10 protein-coding genes and 1 pseudogene are annotated in these 17,410 nt (G+C 45.5%); 4 read left to right on the forward strand and 7 right to left on the reverse strand.

Annotated features, from left to right (window positions below; all coding sequences use genetic code 11):
• The first annotated feature begins 133 nt into the window (after window positions 1-133).
• Window positions 134-943: a hypothetical protein gene (locus E5331_RS01710; protein ID WP_135986131.1), complete on the forward strand. Its 810-nt coding sequence runs from the start codon at window positions 134-136 to the stop codon at window positions 941-943.
• Window positions 944-1,024: 81 nt separating this feature from the next.
• Here the strand turns inward: E5331_RS01710 and E5331_RS01715 are convergent, their stop codons facing one another.
• The 3 genes and pseudogenes from E5331_RS01715 to E5331_RS01725 all read right to left on the reverse strand — a co-directional run bounded on the left by E5331_RS01715 (window position 1,025) and on the right by E5331_RS01725 (window position 3,667).
• Window positions 1,025-1,432, reverse strand: a complete 408-nt coding sequence (locus E5331_RS01715; RefSeq protein ID WP_123482966.1) for a hypothetical protein — start codon at window positions 1,430-1,432, stop codon at window positions 1,025-1,027.
• A 125-nt stretch (window positions 1,433-1,557) separates the two neighbouring features.
• Window positions 1,558-1,686: pseudogene (locus E5331_RS20580) on the reverse strand (type II toxin-antitoxin system HicA family toxin); the annotation flags it as partial.
• Between the two features lie 412 nt (window positions 1,687-2,098).
• Window positions 2,099-3,667 carry an ATP-binding protein gene (locus E5331_RS01725; protein ID WP_123482965.1) on the reverse strand — a complete coding sequence of 523 codons (1,569 nt, stop codon included), beginning with the start codon at window positions 3,665-3,667 and terminating at the stop codon, window positions 2,099-2,101.
• 179 nt (window positions 3,668-3,846) lie between these two features.
• Between E5331_RS01725 and ruvA the strand changes: the two genes are divergently transcribed.
• Complete coding sequence (gene ruvA / locus E5331_RS01730) at window positions 3,847-4,437, forward strand: Holliday junction branch migration protein RuvA (protein WP_123482963.1); 591 nt, start codon at window positions 3,847-3,849, stop codon at window positions 4,435-4,437.
• 1 nt (window position 4,438) lies between these two features.
• Window positions 4,439-11,902: a T9SS outer membrane translocon Sov/SprA gene (gene sov / locus E5331_RS01735; protein WP_275441027.1), complete on the forward strand. Its 7,464-nt coding sequence runs from the start codon at window positions 4,439-4,441 to the stop codon at window positions 11,900-11,902.
• Between the two features lie 62 nt (window positions 11,903-11,964).
• Here the strand turns inward: sov and E5331_RS01740 are convergent, their stop codons facing one another.
• From E5331_RS01740 to E5331_RS01750, 3 genes are all read right to left on the reverse strand, one after another.
• A complete protein-coding gene (locus tag E5331_RS01740; protein ID WP_123482961.1) occupies window positions 11,965-12,579 on the reverse strand; it encodes an N-acetyltransferase in 615 nt (204 codons plus the stop codon).
• Window positions 12,560-12,751, reverse strand: a complete 192-nt coding sequence (locus tag E5331_RS01745) for a hypothetical protein (protein ID WP_123482959.1) — start codon at window positions 12,749-12,751, stop codon at window positions 12,560-12,562. The genes E5331_RS01740 and E5331_RS01745 overlap by 20 nt, the downstream gene beginning before the upstream one ends.
• Before the next feature lie 691 nt (window positions 12,752-13,442).
• A complete protein-coding gene (locus tag E5331_RS01750) occupies window positions 13,443-13,931 on the reverse strand; it encodes a TlpA family protein disulfide reductase (protein WP_135986129.1) in 489 nt (162 codons plus the stop codon).
• 347 nt (window positions 13,932-14,278) lie between these two features.
• Here E5331_RS01750 and E5331_RS01755 point away from each other — a divergent pair, with 347 nt between their 5' ends.
• A complete protein-coding gene (locus E5331_RS01755; RefSeq protein ID WP_123482955.1) occupies window positions 14,279-14,581 on the forward strand; it encodes a nucleotidyltransferase family protein in 303 nt (100 codons plus the stop codon).
• Window positions 14,582-14,664: 83 nt separating this feature from the next.
• Here E5331_RS01755 and clpB read toward each other — a convergent pair whose 3' ends face one another.
• Window positions 14,665-17,256, reverse strand: a complete 2,592-nt coding sequence (gene clpB / locus E5331_RS01760) for an ATP-dependent chaperone ClpB (RefSeq protein ID WP_123482953.1) — start codon at window positions 17,254-17,256, stop codon at window positions 14,665-14,667.
• Window positions 17,257-17,410: the final 154 nt, after the last annotated feature.

The following is a 17,410-nucleotide window of genomic DNA, read 5'->3' on the forward strand; positions in this document are numbered from 1 at the left end:
TATCAATAATGCCTAAAATTATTGGTATTTTATTTATTTTTTTGAATAAAGAATAGGAGTTTTTAGCCAAGTCTGTGTCATAATAAAGATAGGCAAAATAAGTTATTAATAATAAGAGATAAAACAAAAAGATATGAGATATATTCAACTTGGTTGCTTGATGATGATTTCCACCTGTGCATACGCGCAGACATACGCACAGACAGAGAAGGGGATTGTGTTGAAAGACAGTATTTCAGCTGAGAGCAATCATATAATAGATTCGCAGAAGCCATTTGAGATGGCAAAGGACTCAATTGATATAAAACCTGACCTGACACTCCCATATATGCCGGTATTCCCAAATTCCGGAATGTCGGAGTTTGGGAATTATGCCCCTTTAGACTTACCCTTCTACTCATTTACGCCAGGAGAGGCTACGGTCTTCGGGTGGGGTAGCGGCAGGATAGTGGCTCACGGCTTCACAACGGTTTTCCCCGAACTGATGAGGATCGACAGTGGTTCCATAGGTCTATACCAGAACATCGGCAATTTCTCTATCTATGCCGGAGGTATGGCTAACAAATACGGCTTTATACGGGGTATTCACACACAATTCGGTGTCAACGGTTCAATTACCTACCGACTTAACGACAGGTTATCAGCCACAGCATTCGGGACATACTATTTCGGTCGTCCACCGAAGATGGCGAATGGGGCACCGATGCCCCCGGCAATGATCGGATTTTACAATGTCTCCCGTTTCGGTGGATATGTGGATTATGGGGTATCAGAAAACTTCGGGGTGGAAGTCGGGGCACAGGCAGTTCAAACAATCGGTACCTCTAAATACAAGCCCGAACCAATCGTTACACCCTATATCAAAGCCGGAAACGGAAAAGTGAAAGTCAAGGTAGGTCTACCGGTCGGACAAATCCTTTACCATGCCATAAGGAAAAGATAAATAGGTATAAGTCATCAAAAAAAGAGGTTGCAATTCAAAGTCATGAACTGCAACCTCTTCCAGCCGATGTTTAGTGTCCAATTAAACAGAGACTTGTAAAAGTTCCTTACCAAGTTTGTGCAGACCGTCAACAATCTTGTCAGCCTGTGCCTTCCGTGGCTTAGAATAGCCGGCTGCATAATGCCAAAGCTGTCGTTGGTTTATGCCTGTGATATACTGTAATGCTGCAAAAGAGAAGATGCTTTGGTAAAAGCAAAGCAGACTTCTTATGTCAAATTTATAATCAATTACAAAATCTTCGTCAAGTACTTCCGGATATTCCACACCGTCAGCTAAAGCACATTCTCTGAAAAAGTCTATGCTCTCTCTCACTTCCTTATCCAATGTGGCGAAATCACCGGTTACTGCCACAACCCATCCCGGAAGTATATCGCATGCTGCACAATATCCGGATTCGGTTTTAGCGACATCAATAACAATATTTCCCATATAATCGTGAAATTAATTATTCTAAAGAGAATCGGCGCGGCACATTCTCCGCGCCGATTAAATCCAATAAAGAGCATTAAAGTTATTTTGAAAAATGGAGGAGGCAATTAGCCCCCATCCATTGTTTAGAATTTGAGACCAGACTGTTTCTCAATACTGCGTAAAAGAAAACCATAAATATCAGTGTTCCCTTCTGCATTTACAGTTACGGTGCCGGGTTTATCCGGATGCTTTAACTGTCGATGGCTACCCTTTTGTCGGGCAACATATCATCCATCATCGTAGAGAATCTGCAAGATCTCACTCGCTTTCAAAATTTTCATTGTACTCTTGTTTTAATTGGACGTTGCAAAGATAGTAAAATTACTATTATTATCAAAATAAATCGATATATTTTTATTAGGTGAGCTTGTCTTTTGCCCTATATTAGATTCAGTGACATATTTTTTGTTGTCTAATGGTTGAAGATGTGGATAATAACATATTTTTATTATCGTACGATTTGTATCGTTAAAAGTTTTTGGTTTATAAATGGGTATTATTTTTTGTAATTCAGCTGATTGTATAATAAAATCTGAGAATAATAAAAAATTGATTATACGGATGTATATGTAAAATATAAGAAATCATAGTGTTTGTTGATCTGCACTATGATTTCTTCCTTTGTTAGGTTTCGATGATTTTCCAATTGTCGGGGAGTCGTTTTTTGCTGGAGAAGTTTACTCCGATTTTTATGAGTTTGCGACTGTCTGTTTGGAAAGGGAGGAGGTAGTCTTTGGAGTCAATTTGAGCAAGAGCTTGTTCGGGTGTCTTGTCAATCTTGAACTCGAAGACGTATATGTAGTCTTTTGTCTTGATTACGAGGTCTATGCGTCCGTTGGCTGTCATGTATTCCACGTGTGTGCTGAAGCCCATTAGCTTTGCAAGGATGTAGATTACGTCCTGATAGTGTTGCTCAAGTTGGAGCATGTTGAATGAATCGTAGGGGAAGTCAGCGAATAGGCTCTTTAGTCTTTCCATGAATGTGTCGGCATTGCCACTCTGAAGATCCCTTATGAAACTGATTACTGAAAATTGTGACCGTCGGGGGGATGTGGAGGTATAGAGGAGCAGCAGGTTATTGAGGAAGCCGCGTTCCACCTCTTTGTTGGGGAATCCGAGTAATACGGAGTCAAGTTCCGGATCATAACTCTTTATGGTGAGGTAGCCGCTCTGGTAGAGTACGGGAATCGGGTTGCCGAGGTCGAAGGAGATGTCGGTGAGAGAGGAGAGTGATGTTTCCAATTCTGAGAGATCTTGGATGGAGATACTATTTGCCAGTATCATTTTTATAAGGAATGTGGGCGTGCCGGTACTGAACCAATAATCCCTGATGAATTTCTTATTCAGACAATTCAGAAGACTGAAAGGATTATAGATGTCAGTGGATGTCTCCGGAGAGAAATGATATCCGTCATAGTTTGATTTCAGAAGGTCATAGATTTCCTGAACAGATTTGTTGGCAGATTTGGCAAATTCCGAGATTCCACAATCGAAATATTCATGCAGCTCATCAGTGGTTATTCCGCAAATGCCGTCATACTCTCTGTCAAGAGATATGTCGTTGAGGTTGTTCAAGTCGCTGAATATGCTGAGATGTCCGAACTTAGTCACTCCGGTGAGCATGGCGAAACGTATGTGGGCGTCCTGACTCTTCAAATTGGAATAGAAAGCACGGAGCCTATTCCTGAAAATGTCCTGTAATGGTTTGTTCTCAACCGTCTCAAGAAGCGGCTTGTCGTATTCATCTACGAGTATCACTACATTTTTCCCCGTCAGTCTATGGGCATTGATAATAACCTCCCTAAAGCGTGCTTCTTCTGGCAGAGAGCCGTCGGATGGGGCCCCGTATTTCCTTTCCCATTCTGAAAGATACATGCCGAGATGCTTGTCAATGCTTTCCGGAGAGTCGCATCTGCAGCCTGATAGATCGAGGTGTAGCACAGGATGCGCTTCCCAATCGTGTTCATGACGCGATATGGCGAGATTCTCAAAAAGGGAACGGTTGCCGAGGAAAAAATCCTCGATTGTAGATAACAGCAGTGATTTCCCGAATCGTCTGGGACGACTCAGGAAGTAGTATTTTCCATCTGTAACAAGCCTATGGATATATTCGGTTTTGTCAACATATACATATCCATCCTCTCTGATTTTTCGGAAGGATTGCATTCCGATAGGATATTTAATCTGTGCCATAATTCAAACCTCTTTTTCAGATTATAATGCACAAAGATAGCTGAAGTTTTCTGAAAGTGCAACTTCCGAAGTTAAAATGGTTGAAATCGGGATTATTTTGGTGTGGGTGTTTTGTTGAATGGGGATTTTTCGTAATTTTGTGGTGAAATAGAGGGTGGATACCCATAATATTGAGTAGAATGATAGATTATATAAAAGGCACGGTGGCGGAGCTGACTCCGACTGTGGCGGTGTTGGAGACTAATGGCGTGGGGTATGAGATCAATATCACGCTTATTGATTATGCCGAACTTAATGGTGCGGCAGGTAAGAATGTGGTGAAACTTTACGTGCATGAGTCAATACGTGAGGATGCCCACGTATTGTTTGGATTCCTTACTAAAAAAAGTCGGGAATTGTTCCGTCTGCTGATAGGCGTGAGCGGTGTCGGTCCGAATACTGCACGTCTTATCCTGTCGTCGCTGACCGCTGACCAGCTTGAGGATACGATTGCTGCCGGACAGGATGCCGCGTTGAAAGCCGTGAAGGGTATAGGGGGAAAAACCGCCCAACGTATCATAGTTGACCTGAAGGATAAAATAAAAGGTTCGGGACTCTCGTTAAATGAGAGTGCTCCCAATGCCGGAGAGGCTTATGAAGATTCTATAGCCGCGCTCATAATGCTTGGATTTACAGCCCAACAGAGTCAGAAAGCGTTGAAGAAAGTATTCATGTCTGATCCCGGATTGAGCACAGAGAAAGCAATAAAACTTGCTCTCAAGATGCTCTGAAATGATTTTTGGCAAAAAGACAGTCACTCATATATCACGATGGATGTCGGTGTCGTTGATGACGCTGGCAGTGTCTGTCTTATGTGTTGCCCAATATAAGCGAGAGATCTTGCCTCCACCTCCACCACCGACAGAGGAGAGCGTAGCCGGAGCATCAGGCACCGACAGCGCGGTCATGCGGTCGGCAGTACGTCGCACGTTGCCAACGAGTTATGAGGATTATGCAGGCAGGGAATATGCCGCCGATCTATCTACCCCCTCCAATATCAAGACAGAGGCGGTGTATGATCCGGAGTTGGGGATGTATGTGCTGCGGACGCGCGTGGGCGACAGGGAGGTAGTGACGCCATACATGATGACTCCTGAGGAATATGGTAAGATTCTGACTCGCCGCGACATGTATGGGTATTTCAGAAGCCGTAACGCCGAGATATTCGAGAATAGGGATAATGAGAAGTTCAACCTGTTTGATATGAACTTCGCACTCGGACCGCTGGAAAAGGTGTTCGGTCCGGGTGGCGTCCGTCTCACCACACAAGGCTCCGTGCAGCTCTCAATGGGGATAAAGAGCAACAAGACCGACAATCCGGCATTGTCGTTGAGGTCAAGAAGAAAGACATTCCTCAACTTTGACCAGAAGATACAGGCTACGGTTGCCGCATCGGTGGGTGATAAGATGAAGTTCAACATGACCTACAACACCGACGCGACCTTTGACTTCGACTCCAAGAATCTGAAACTCAATTATGAGGGTAAGGAGGATGAGATAATCAAGAGCATTGAGGCGGGCAACGTCAGCATGACCACCGGATCAAGCCTTATAAGGGGAGGTACATCACTATTCGGACTGAAGACCAAACTGCAGTTTGGCAAATTGACGTTGACAGGGCTTGTCAGCCAACAGAACAGTGAATCGAAATCGGTAAACACACAGGGTGGGGTGCAGCGCACGCCATTCTCCATAAAGGCCGACAATTATGATGCCAACCGGCATTTCTTCCTCGCACAATATTTCTACGACCATTATGATGAGTTTGCATCGAAACTGCCTCACGTTTCGTCAGGTATCAACATCACTCGTATAGAGGTGTGGATCACCAACAAGAGCAACCGTTACGAGGAATCACGCAACTTCGTAGGCTTCATGGATATAGGTGAAAACAGTCGTCTTGCCAATGACTATTGGAAACCGAATCTTTCGGAGAATGTGCCGTCAAACCGTTCGAACAATCTTCTTGACGTTATAAAGTCGGATTATCCTGATGCCCGTAATATCAATCAGGTGACTCAGGTGCTTGCTCCGCTTCAGAACTACGGCATAACCGGTGGTAAGGATTTCGAGAAGGTGGAGAGTGCACGTCTTTTGCGATCGTCGGAATATTCGCTCAACTCCACATTGGGCTACATCTCCCTGAAGTCAGCTCTTAACACGGATGAGGTGCTTGCCGTGGCATTTGAATATACCTATCAGGGAAAAGTATATCAGGTAGGGGAGTTCTCAAGCGATGTCACCTCCACCAACCAGTGTCTTTATCTGAAGATGCTTCGCGGTACGACCGTCTCTCCGGCACTCCCTATGTGGAAGCTTATGATGAAAAACGTGTATGCACTCGGAGCATATCAGCTTCAGCGGAAGAACTTCAAACTCAACATAAAGTATCTTAGCGACACGACAGGCACCGAGATAAATTATCTCCCGATTCCGTCAGTCTCCAACAAGCCGATACTACAGCTGATGAACCTTGACCGTCTTGACTCCAATCAGGAGTCAAATCCCGACGGTTTCTTCGATTTCATCGAGGGTTATACGGTGGATGCCTCCAATGGTAAGATCATATTCCCTGTGGCGGAACCGTTCGGTTCCAATCTTGAGCGCAAGATTGGGGATCCGGCGATAGCTGCTGCATACGTGTATAAGGAATTGTATGACTCAACGCTTGTGGTTGCACGTCAGTTTGCCGACAAGAATAAGTTTTCACTTGTCGGGGAGTATCAGGCTTCAAATGGTGCGCAGATACGCCTTAATGCCATGAACGTGCCGCGAGGTTCGGTAGTGGTCATGGCGGGTGGTGTTGTGCTGACCGAGAATAGCGACTATACCGTAGACTACAGCATGGGCATCGTGACCATCACCAACCAGAGCATCATTGACTCCGGCACCAACGTGAGTGTCACGCTTGAAAACCAGTCGCTCTACAGCATGCAGCGGAAGACGCTGCTCGGTCTTGACGCACAATATAAGTTTAATAAGGATTTCACCCTTGGCGGTACCATCCTTCATTTCTCGGAGAAAGCCTTGACAGAGAAGGTCAATATCGGTGAAGAGGTGATCAACAACACTATGTTTGGCGTCAATCTCAGCTACAATAAGGATTTCATGTGGCTCACCAATCTTCTCAATAAGGTGCCGACTATCAATGCAGTCTCCCCATCCTCATTGCGGTTGAGCGCGGAGTTTGCGCGTCTTGTGCCACACAGCCAGAAATCCGGATCAACACGCGGCTCATCATATATTGATGACTTTGAAAGCACTCAGATAAGCACCGACCTCCGCAACCCATACTCATGGACGCTTGCCTCCACACCTTACGACGGCGGTGCAGACGCGCTTTTCCCGGAGGCAGCACTTTCCGATAACGTCGATTACGGCAAGAACCGCGCATTGTTGGCATGGAACTATATCGACAGGATGTGGACCCAGAAAAACTCCTCCATGCTTCCCGGTTATCTGCGCAATGACCTCAAACAGCTATCCAATCCATACGTCCGCGAGATAACGGTGCGCGAGATCTATCCCGGTAGAGATCAGGTATATGGGGAGTCCAACTATGTTCAGACCCTTAACCTCTCATTCTATCCCACTGAGCGTGGTCCCTACAATCTTGATGCCGACAATATAGATGAACGCGGTCGTCTGTTGAATCCGGAGAAGCGTTGGGGCGGCATAATGCGGAAGATGGACAACACGAATTTCGAGAGTTCCAATGTGGAATATCTCCAGTTCTGGATGCTTGACCCATTCCTTGACCCGGAAAATCCCAACCGCGACGGCGGCGACCTCTATTTCAACTTCGGAGAGGTGAGCGAGGATATTCTGAAGGATGGTATGAAGAGTTATGAGAACGGTATACCGATAGATGGCAACACCCAATTCCTGACCGAGACAAAGTGGGGGCGCGTGTCGTCACAAAACTCGTTGACATACGCATTCGAGAATGGTCCTGACGCTCGTCTGAAGCAGGACGTGGGTCTTGACGGTCTTCCCAATGAGGATGAGTATGGATTCAGCTCCTATTCGGAATATCTTGCCAAACTACGCTCTAAACTACCCGCCTCAACCATAACGGAGATGCAGGATGATCCGTTCTCCGCTATGAATGACCCTGCCGGCGACAATTATTTCTTCTACCGCAGCCCCTATTATGATGAGCAGCGCACATCCATCCTTGACCGCTACAAGCATTACAACGGAGTGGAGGGTAACTCATTGTCGCCCGATCAGAGCGATAACCCCTACTATCAGTCATCGCGTAGTGTGCCCGACGTGGAGGATATAAATCAGGATAACACTCTTAATGAATATGAAAGATATTTCCAATATAGGGTGTCGATACGTCCGGAGGATCTGGAGGTAGGAAAGAACTATATCGCCGACCGGAGGGAGACGGTTGTGACTACCCGCGAAGGACCTGCCACAGTGGTGTGGTATCTATTCAAGATACCCCTCGGACAACCGGAGAAGGTGGTGGGCGACATAAAGGATTTCTCCACAATACGTTTTGCACGTATGTTCATGACAGGCTTCCGGGAGGTGACGCATCTGCGTTTTGCCTCTCTCGAACTTGTCAGGGGGGAATGGCGCGACTATAAGTTTAATCTCAACAGCCGTGATGATTCTCCTGCAGAGGGTGAACTCGACATGTCGGTGGTGAATATAGAGGAGAACAGCGGGCGTAAGCCGGTGAATTATGTCCTTCCTCCCGACGTCAGCAGAATACAGGATGCCAGCCAGTCGCAGGCCACCCAGCTTAATGAGCAGTCGCTTCAGATGAAGCTCACCGGACTTCAGCCCGGCGACGGTAGGGGCGCATACAAGAATACTCAGCTTGATCTCCGCATATATCGTCGTATGCAGATGTGGGTGCACGCTGAGGCTCCGATTGATGATAAGACAAATCTGAAGAACGGGGATCTCGCGCTTTTCGTGCGCGTGGGTTCCGACGTGAAGAATAATTACTATGAATATGAGATACCGTTGGAACTGACCCCTCCCGGCAGCTACGATAATTATTCGTCGGAAGACAGGAATATCGTATGGCCTATCTCCAACTTCCTTAACGTGCCGTTTGATGTCTTTACTGATATAAAGGTGGCACGCAACAGGGATAAGAGCATGAGAGTAGACGGAGTGGGCTATAATGTGCTATACTCCATGCGCGATCCAAATAATGACCATAACACAGTCAGCGTGCTTGGCAATCCGAGTCTGAGCGATGTCAGGACAATGCTTATAGGCATACGGAATAAATCAAACTCAGTGAAGGATGGCACGATATGGGTCAACGAGTTGCGTGTGACTGATTTCAACGAGAGTGGTGGATGGGCTGCTAATGTCAATGCCAACCTGACGATGAGCGATCTCGGCATGATGAATTTCTCGATGCATAAGGAGACGGCAGGCTTCGGTGGGGTAGACCAGGGGCTTTCATCGCGACGGCTCGATGATTATGAACAATACAACTTTGCAGTGCAAGGGGATGTGGGTAAGGTATTTCCGGCGGCGGCAAAGCTGAGTGCCCCGGTGTATTACTCCCGTTCTCACGAGCGCACCACTCCCAAGTATAACCCTCTCGACCAGGATATACTTCTGAAGGATGCATTGGATGCCGCTGCTACAAAGCATGAGCGTGACTCTATCAAGGGATTTGCCGTGACTCAGAAGAGAGTGGAGAGTTTCTCTCTGTCAAATCTGAAATTCAATGTGCAGAGCAAGAATCCCATGCCGTGGGATCCTGCCAATTTCCAACTCTCGTTCTCATTTAACAAGCAGAGGAATGCTGACCCGAACACGGAGTATCAGAACACCTACGACTATCGCGGTTCATTCCAATATACCTGGAATCCTTACATCAAGCCGTTGAAGCCGTTCAGCTTTATAAAGGGTAAGGGGAAGACTGCCAAATTCTTCAAGGATTGGGGTATCAATTGGTTGCCCAGCAACATAACCTTCTTCACCAATATCACGCGATATTATTATGAGGAGCAGACGCGAAGCGAGGTTGATGTCGATTTCCAGCTTCCCGTGCAGGTAAGTAAGAATTTCCTTTGGGACCGTCAGCTGAATCTGACGTGGAATCTCCTTCAGTCGCTTAGCCTCTCGTTTGCCAGCAACACAACGGCACGGATAGAGGAGACAATCGGTGCGGTCAATAAGCGGCTGTTCCCGGATAAATATCGCGATTGGAAAGACACGGTGTGGTCATCGATAAAAGGTCTCGGCACTCCGTGGAACTACAATCAGACGTTCACAGGCACTTACCGTGCGCCATTCAATAAGATTCCGGTGCTTGACTATCTTACCGGAAGCGTAAGCTATACCTCGACCTATAGATGGGATAAGGGTTCGACTGTGGATGATGTGTATCTCGGCAATTCAATACAGAACCAGACCACTTGGAATGCTGATGCTCGTCTTAATTTCGAGACGCTTTATAATAAGTCGAAATATCTTCAGAACATCAACAAACGTTTTGCCAAGACTTCGGCGCGCACAAGGAAGCAGACGGCACAGACCCGCCGCCCGATAGCCAAGAAGTTTGAACGTGCCATCAATCTCTCGGCAGATACGTCTACTCTGGTGAAGCATAATCTGAAGACAAAGAAGGTAAAGGTCAATGCCACGGAGAAAGATAAACCGCTGAAGCTGGAGACTCGCGTTGTTGACGAGAATACGATAGAGATCCTGACGCGTGGTGAGCATAATATCAAGCTGACGGTGAGGGAGGACAGTAAGGAGCCGAAGAAATCCTTCATGAAGGAGCTGACGGATCATGCCTTGCGATTCGCCATGATGCCGCGTAGCCTGTCGTTCAAATGGAGAAGTTCTCATTCGCTCAATCTTCCGCAGTTCTCACCAAACGTGGGCGACGTGTTTGGACAGAGCAACAAGTATGGACCGATGGCACCGGGTCTTGATTTCGCATTCGGATTCTATGATGAAACATACGTGAGCAAGGCACTTGACCGCGGGTGGCTTCTTACTGGAGCCGACATGACTTCACCCGCCGTGTGGAATCAGGGAAAGGAGTTTAACTTCGAGCTCACGCTTGAGCCTGTCAGGGGATTGAAGATAGTGCTGACGAGTAATCTCACAGACAATAGGACGCGCCAGATGCAGTTTATGTTTGACGGGATGCCTACGACTCATACGGGTTCATATACGCGTACTCATGTGGCGATAGCGAGTGCATTGCGCAGTTCGAAGGCGGATAACGGTTATTCATCTGAGGCGTTCACCAAATTCCTTGACTATATACCGGTGATAACGCAGCGTATAGAGTCGCGTTATGCCGGCACCACGTATCCTGACGCCGGATTCATATCTGACACTCCACTTGCCGGCACGCCATATAATCCGGCTACGGGTGGAGTGAGTCCTACAAGCTCCGACGTGCTTATCCCGGCATTCATCGCAGCTTACAGCGGATATTCTCCGGATAAGGTCACGTTGCAGCATTTTCCCGGACTGGAGGCTATGCGTCCTAACTGGCGGGTCACCTACGACGGTTTCATGCAGTTGGGCAACATGAGTAAGATTTTCAAGACGTTCACCGTGAACCATGCGTATCAATGCACATATTCAGTGGGCAGCTATTCCAGTTTCATGAATTGGGTGGGTATCGCGGGCAACGGTATGGGTTTTGCATACGATGAGCTTACACAAAATCCGATACCGTCATCCCCATATAATATTTCATCTGTGGCTATCACGGAGAAGTTTGCTCCGCTTATCGGAGTCAACATGACGTTTAAGAATGATATATCAGTAAATGCGGAGTATCGTGATGCACGCACTTTGAATCTGAATACGTCGGCGGGTCAGATTGTGGAGACCACGAGCCGACAGCTATCCGTGGGTGCGGGATGGAAACTTGCAGATTTCAGTAAGATAATAAAGATAGGTAGTAAGCAGGGTGGCATCAGCAACGACCTCACCGTGAACCTTGATTTTGCATATAGCAACAATCTCTCATTGATACGACGGATAGAGACGGCATACACGCAGCCGACACAGGGCACAAAGACATTCTCGGTCAATTTTATGGCAAGTTATCAGCTAAGCAAGAAAATCACATTGTCAGCATTCTTTGATCATCAGGCAAACACGCCGCTGGTGTCGAACTCCGCCTATCCTACTACCAACTCCAACTACGGCATCGCCATCAACGTCTCCCTGGCAAGATAACCAATAAAAACAAAACTTTTTCCTTAATTATAATAAATACAAAGTTTAACCTTGAAGTATAACTACTTCAAGGTTAGTAAATCAAAATACATCAGTCGTGTATTGAGAGGCGCGTCATCAGCTATTCCAAATACTTCTCTTTCCTCTTCTTCACTTGGATAGAGATATTTAAATCCATTATTTTCGTAAAATTGAAGAACGCTGCTTTGTCTGTATTCTTTGTTCTCATTAATAATATTATAGGCATCAACAACAATAAAACGACAGCCGCTTTTATTATCAGGGGAGAAGAACCAGCCTTTTATGTAGTCAAGTATTTGGCTACCTAAAGACTCTCCCCTTAAAGAAGAGCATACTCCCAGACGTCCAATCAGAATTGCAGGATAACTTCTAGTTCGTTTGGAATTTGGTATTTTACGTTGTATTTTGTTTCTTGTTGTCGAAGAAATCAGAGATGCTTTGATACTATCATTGGCGACAGTGAAAGCTCCAACTATTTTAGGTTTTTCACCCTTAGTTACAAAATAATATGTCTTTCCGAGCAATTGCTCAGCATAAAGAAATGCGTCATTTGCAAAGAAATCATCAAGATCTTTGTTCCCACAGGAGAACCCAATTAGAGAATTGCTATCTAATACCGGGAGCAATTCTAAATCTTTAAGACTTATTGAGCCCATCTTGTAAATGTTTAAGACGATTCTTTCCACTGTTGGCAATTTGCCTTATTTCTTCCATTGAAAATCGAATACGTTCTCGACGAGGATTTACTTCGTTTTCTTCAGCAGCTTGTAAGAATTTTTCGGCTGCCTCACCAGTAAGTACTGGAATTGTTTTTATTTCAAGAGCCATGACATTCTATTTTAACGTTATAATTTATTTTACTCATGTTAGAAGTCAATCCGATTTACGTGCTATTGTCTTACCATATTTGAATGTAAATTAGATTGATTCTCAATGAGAAAACGGAGACGTTATTATTTTGTTGTGAAAAGATGATTCATTTCTCAAGATAGTTATACTCTTTTTTTGCTTAATTGGAAATTTCTATTTTGAGTCAATCGGTTGAAAATAATATCCTTTTGAATGCTATTTTATGGTGCATCTTCTTCGGATAGAAATAAAGGTCTGATGGCTTTTTGGCAAGAATATAATAAGGGATGTGGGAATAGTATGACTGATTCATACATAAATACAACGCTTATTCCTGCTGTTTTGAATTTTGATGACGTTAACGTAAATGTTGGAACTGAGGTTCTAAATCAAGTATTTGATATGATTTGATGATTTATGGGTTGGCTTTCTCCAGATATAGAGACCGATGCTTTAAGGCAGATCGGTTTGGATTTGGTAAAAAATATACTGAAGAAGATTTACAAAGAGAGATTAATGTCTTGGATTCATTGTATCTTTGCTAAATGAGGCAAAAGATTATTGTAATAAATCTCCCGATATGCGGTTGATATTGTCGTAACTACATATCGGGAGACATGCTTTTCTGATTTCGGGGATGCGTCCGTTATTTTGGGGTGCTTACCGGGGATCAGTTGAAAATTTTGGAATTGATGGTTTCGTTAGAGGGACTTACGGCGGAGAGGTTTCCGAATGGGTCAATGAGGAATGACCGTAGACCGGTCTCGGTCTGGAAATCTTCTGTAACCTGTGGAGTGGTGTCAGCTGCTGACAAATAGATTATGTCGGCAGGTACGTTGTCTGCTTTTAGGATTTCATCTGCAATTGTGGTATCGGTGTCTGTGCAGATGCTGACAAATGCTATTTTGTCGGCAGGCAGAGATGCAGATAAATCAGCAAGCCGCTTGTTGTTGATCCTTGATCGGGCATCAGCGGCACTCCAGAAATTTACTAAGACATACTTACCGTTAAGCATGTCGAGGTTTTTGATAACAGCGTCGGAAGAAAGCTCAATAGCAGGAGCTTCGCTACCGATTTCAAGTGAATGGCTTCCCTGAGGCATGGAAGACGATAAAAATGCGGCGAATACAACCGATAGTAAAAGATACTTGGTTTTCACAATAACCTGTTTTCGTTACACAATAGTCACCCGTCGCCATTTCTGACGCACTTTTGATGACATAAACTAACACTGGATTCGAATCCGGATAAATTGCAAAATTCGGATTCAGGGGTCAGTAGGTTGCCAAAGCCTACAGTTGATATAAAGACCCCTCTGGGTTGTCACGAAAAGGGGATTGCCAGTCCCCTCAATGGGTTGTCACGAATGAGCTGCCCGATCTACGGAATAGAGCCGTCAGCTCGCTTAAAAATGCTTTATGTTATTAAAACGTGTTATAAAACATATTATTGTATTTTGATATAAAAAATTTTTTTTGTTTATTTGTGGCAAATAGATTAAGCTATATGAGTGAAAGAGATTCTATAATCCAGCATCTTATTGAGGCATTACCGGCTTTCCCAATTAAGAAAGCATGGCTATTTGGCTCATACGCAGAGGGTACTGCTACTAAAGATAGCGATGTGGATTTGTTGGTCACTTATGATAATGAGGAAAATATATCCTTATTTACTATTGGTGGAATAATTTCAAATCTTTCAGATATTATTGGTAAGGCAGTGGATATTGTAGAAGAAGATTGTCTTCTTCCGTTTGCTCGTAAATCTGTAGATGCTACAAAAATATTAATATATGAGAGAAGCACTTAAAGACCCAGGTAGGATTAGGGCAAAAAAATGGTGCTGACGCTTTTGAAACGTCAGCACTGTTTTTTATGTTATTATATGGAGAATCAGTCGTTTGTGAATACAAGCTGATCATCCTTGACATCAATCTTGATAGGATGGTCGCGATTGACTTTTTGTGCCAGAATGTCTTTTGACAACTGGTTGAGCACGAGTCGCTGGATGGTTCTCTTGACAGGACGTGCACCAAATTCGGGATCATAACCATCCTCTGCAAGAAGCTCGAGAGCTGCCGGAGTGACATCGAGCTTGACACCATTGGATGCAAGCATCTTCTGTACGCTCTTAACCTGAAGATTGACGATTTCCTGAATCTCCTTCTTGTCGAGAGGAGTGAAGAGGACGATTTCGTCAATACGGTTGAGGAACTCCGGACGGATCTTCATCTTGAGCAGATCCATGACTTCCTGTTTAGACTTCTGGATTGTTGCCTCTCGTTCACCCTCTTTTGCCTCGGCGAAGTTCTGACGGATGATAGAGGAACCCTCGTTGGAGGTCATGATAATGATTGTATTCTTGAAATTGATAAACCGTCCCTTGTTATCAGTAAGCCTGCCATCGTCAAGCACCTGAAGCAGGATGTTGAATACATCGGGATTAGCCTTCTCAATCTCATCAAAAAGAACCACACTGTAAGGTTTGCGTCGTACAGCTTCCGTAAGCTGTCCACCCTCCTCGTATCCGACGTATCCCGGAGGTGCACCGACAAGACGAGATACAGAATGTTTCTCCATATACTCCGACATATCGATACGGGTCATCATATCCTCATCGTCAAACAGATATTCAGCCAAAGCCTTTGCAAGCTCAGTCTTACCGACACCGGTGGTGCCGAGGAAGATGAACGAACCGATAGGACGTCTGGGGTCATTAAGACCGGCACGCGAACGACGCACGGCATCGCTGACAGCCTTTATGGCATCATCCTGACCGATGACACGGTTGTGAAGTTCCTCCTCAAGGTGAAGCAGTTTCTCCTTCTCGCTCTGAGCCATTTTCTTCACAGGTATGCCGGTCCAGCGGCTTACGATCTCAGCGATATCCTCCGCATCGACCTCCTCCTTGATCATTGCACCTTCGCCCTGAAGCTGACGCAACTTCTCCTGAGTAGCCTTATTCTCATCCTCTTTCTGCTTGATCTTGCTATATCTGATCTCAGCCACCTTTGCATAGTCGCCTTCACGTTCCGCCACTTCAGCCTCATGGTTGAGCTGCTCGATCTCAATCTTATTCTTCTGGATCTTATCGATCTCGGTCTTCTCAGCTTTCCATTTTGCCTTGAGCGATTTCTCAGTGTCGCGAAGATTGGCAAGTTCCTCATCAATCTCCTTCACCTTATACTTGTCGCCCTCGCGCTTGATAGCCTCACGCTCGATCTCCAACTGCTTGATCTTTCTTGAAGCCTCGTCAAGAGCCTGTGGCATGGAGTCCATCTCAAGACGCAGTTTTGAAGCTGCCTCATCAATAAGGTCGATAGCCTTGTCGGGGAGGAAACGGTCAGTGATATATCTTACGCTGAGCTGCACGGCGGCGATGATAGCCTCATCCATGATACGCACCTTATGGTGGTTCTCGTATCTCTCTTTCAGACCACGCAGGATTGATATCGCCGACATCTCGTCAGGCTCATCTACCATCACCTTCTGGAAACGACGCTCAAGAGCCTTATCTTTCTCGAAATATTTCTGATACTCATCAAGAGTGGTGGCGCCGATTGAACGCAACTCGCCTCTGGCAAGAGCGGGCTTCAGGATATTGGCGGCATCCATCGCACCTTCCCCTTTACCTGCACCGACGAGAGTGTGGATCTCATCAATGAAAAGGATTATCTCGCCGTCGCTCTGAGTGACCTCATTCACGATAGCTTTAAGACGCTCTTCAAACTCACCCTTATATTTCGCACCAGCCACGAGCGCACCCATATCGAGCGAATAGATCTGTTTTGTCTTAAGATTTTCCGGCACGTCGCCTCTGACGATTCGGTGGGCAAGTCCTTCGGCAATGGCAGTCTTACCGGTGCCCGGTTCGCCTACCAGCATAGGATTGTTCTTGGTGCGTCGGGAAAGAATCTGTAGCACACGGCGTATCTCCTCATCACGCCCGATGACCGGATCAAGTTTGCCGCTGCGGGCACGGTCGTTTAGGTTGATGGCATACTTGCTTAGAGCCTGATATGATTCCTCTGCGCTTTGCTGAGTCACCTTGTTGCCCTTACGAAGATCATTAATGGCAGCTTTAAGCCCGTCTTCGGTGATTCCCGAGTCTTTAAGAATCTGAGAAGCCTTCCCCTTTGTCTTTAGGATACCCATCAGGATTGCCTCTACTGATACGTATTCGTCTCCCATTGATTTTGAGAAGTCAATAGCCTTCTGTAAGGCATCGTTCGACTCCCTGCTTAGAAAGACATCTCCCCCCGATACTTTCGGCAGGCTCTGAATATCCCGGTCGGTTGTCATTATGACCGAGTTGAGGTTTGCCCCTAACTTCTGGAACACAAAATTGACAATCGTCTCGCTTTCGGAAATCAGCGCTTTCAGGATGTGGAGCGGCTCAATCTGCTGCTGTCCGTTTTGGCGGGCAAGCTCAATCGCCTTCTGAACCACTTCCTGAGATTTGATTGTAAAGTTGTTGAAATTCATATATGTCTTTTTTGAGTTATTTCCAATGTATTCGGGATTACACCCGGATAAATTCTAATTACATATTATTAACAAATCAGATGGATAATGGTTGTATAGCGGAGTCTAAATGTTATTTTTTTGAAGAATCCCTAAGGATGCCGCATATAAAGTC

Origin of the sequence: Lepagella muris (assembly GCF_004793975.1) — a bacterium.
Lineage (GTDB): Bacteria > Bacteroidota > Bacteroidia > Bacteroidales > Muribaculaceae > Lepagella > Lepagella muris.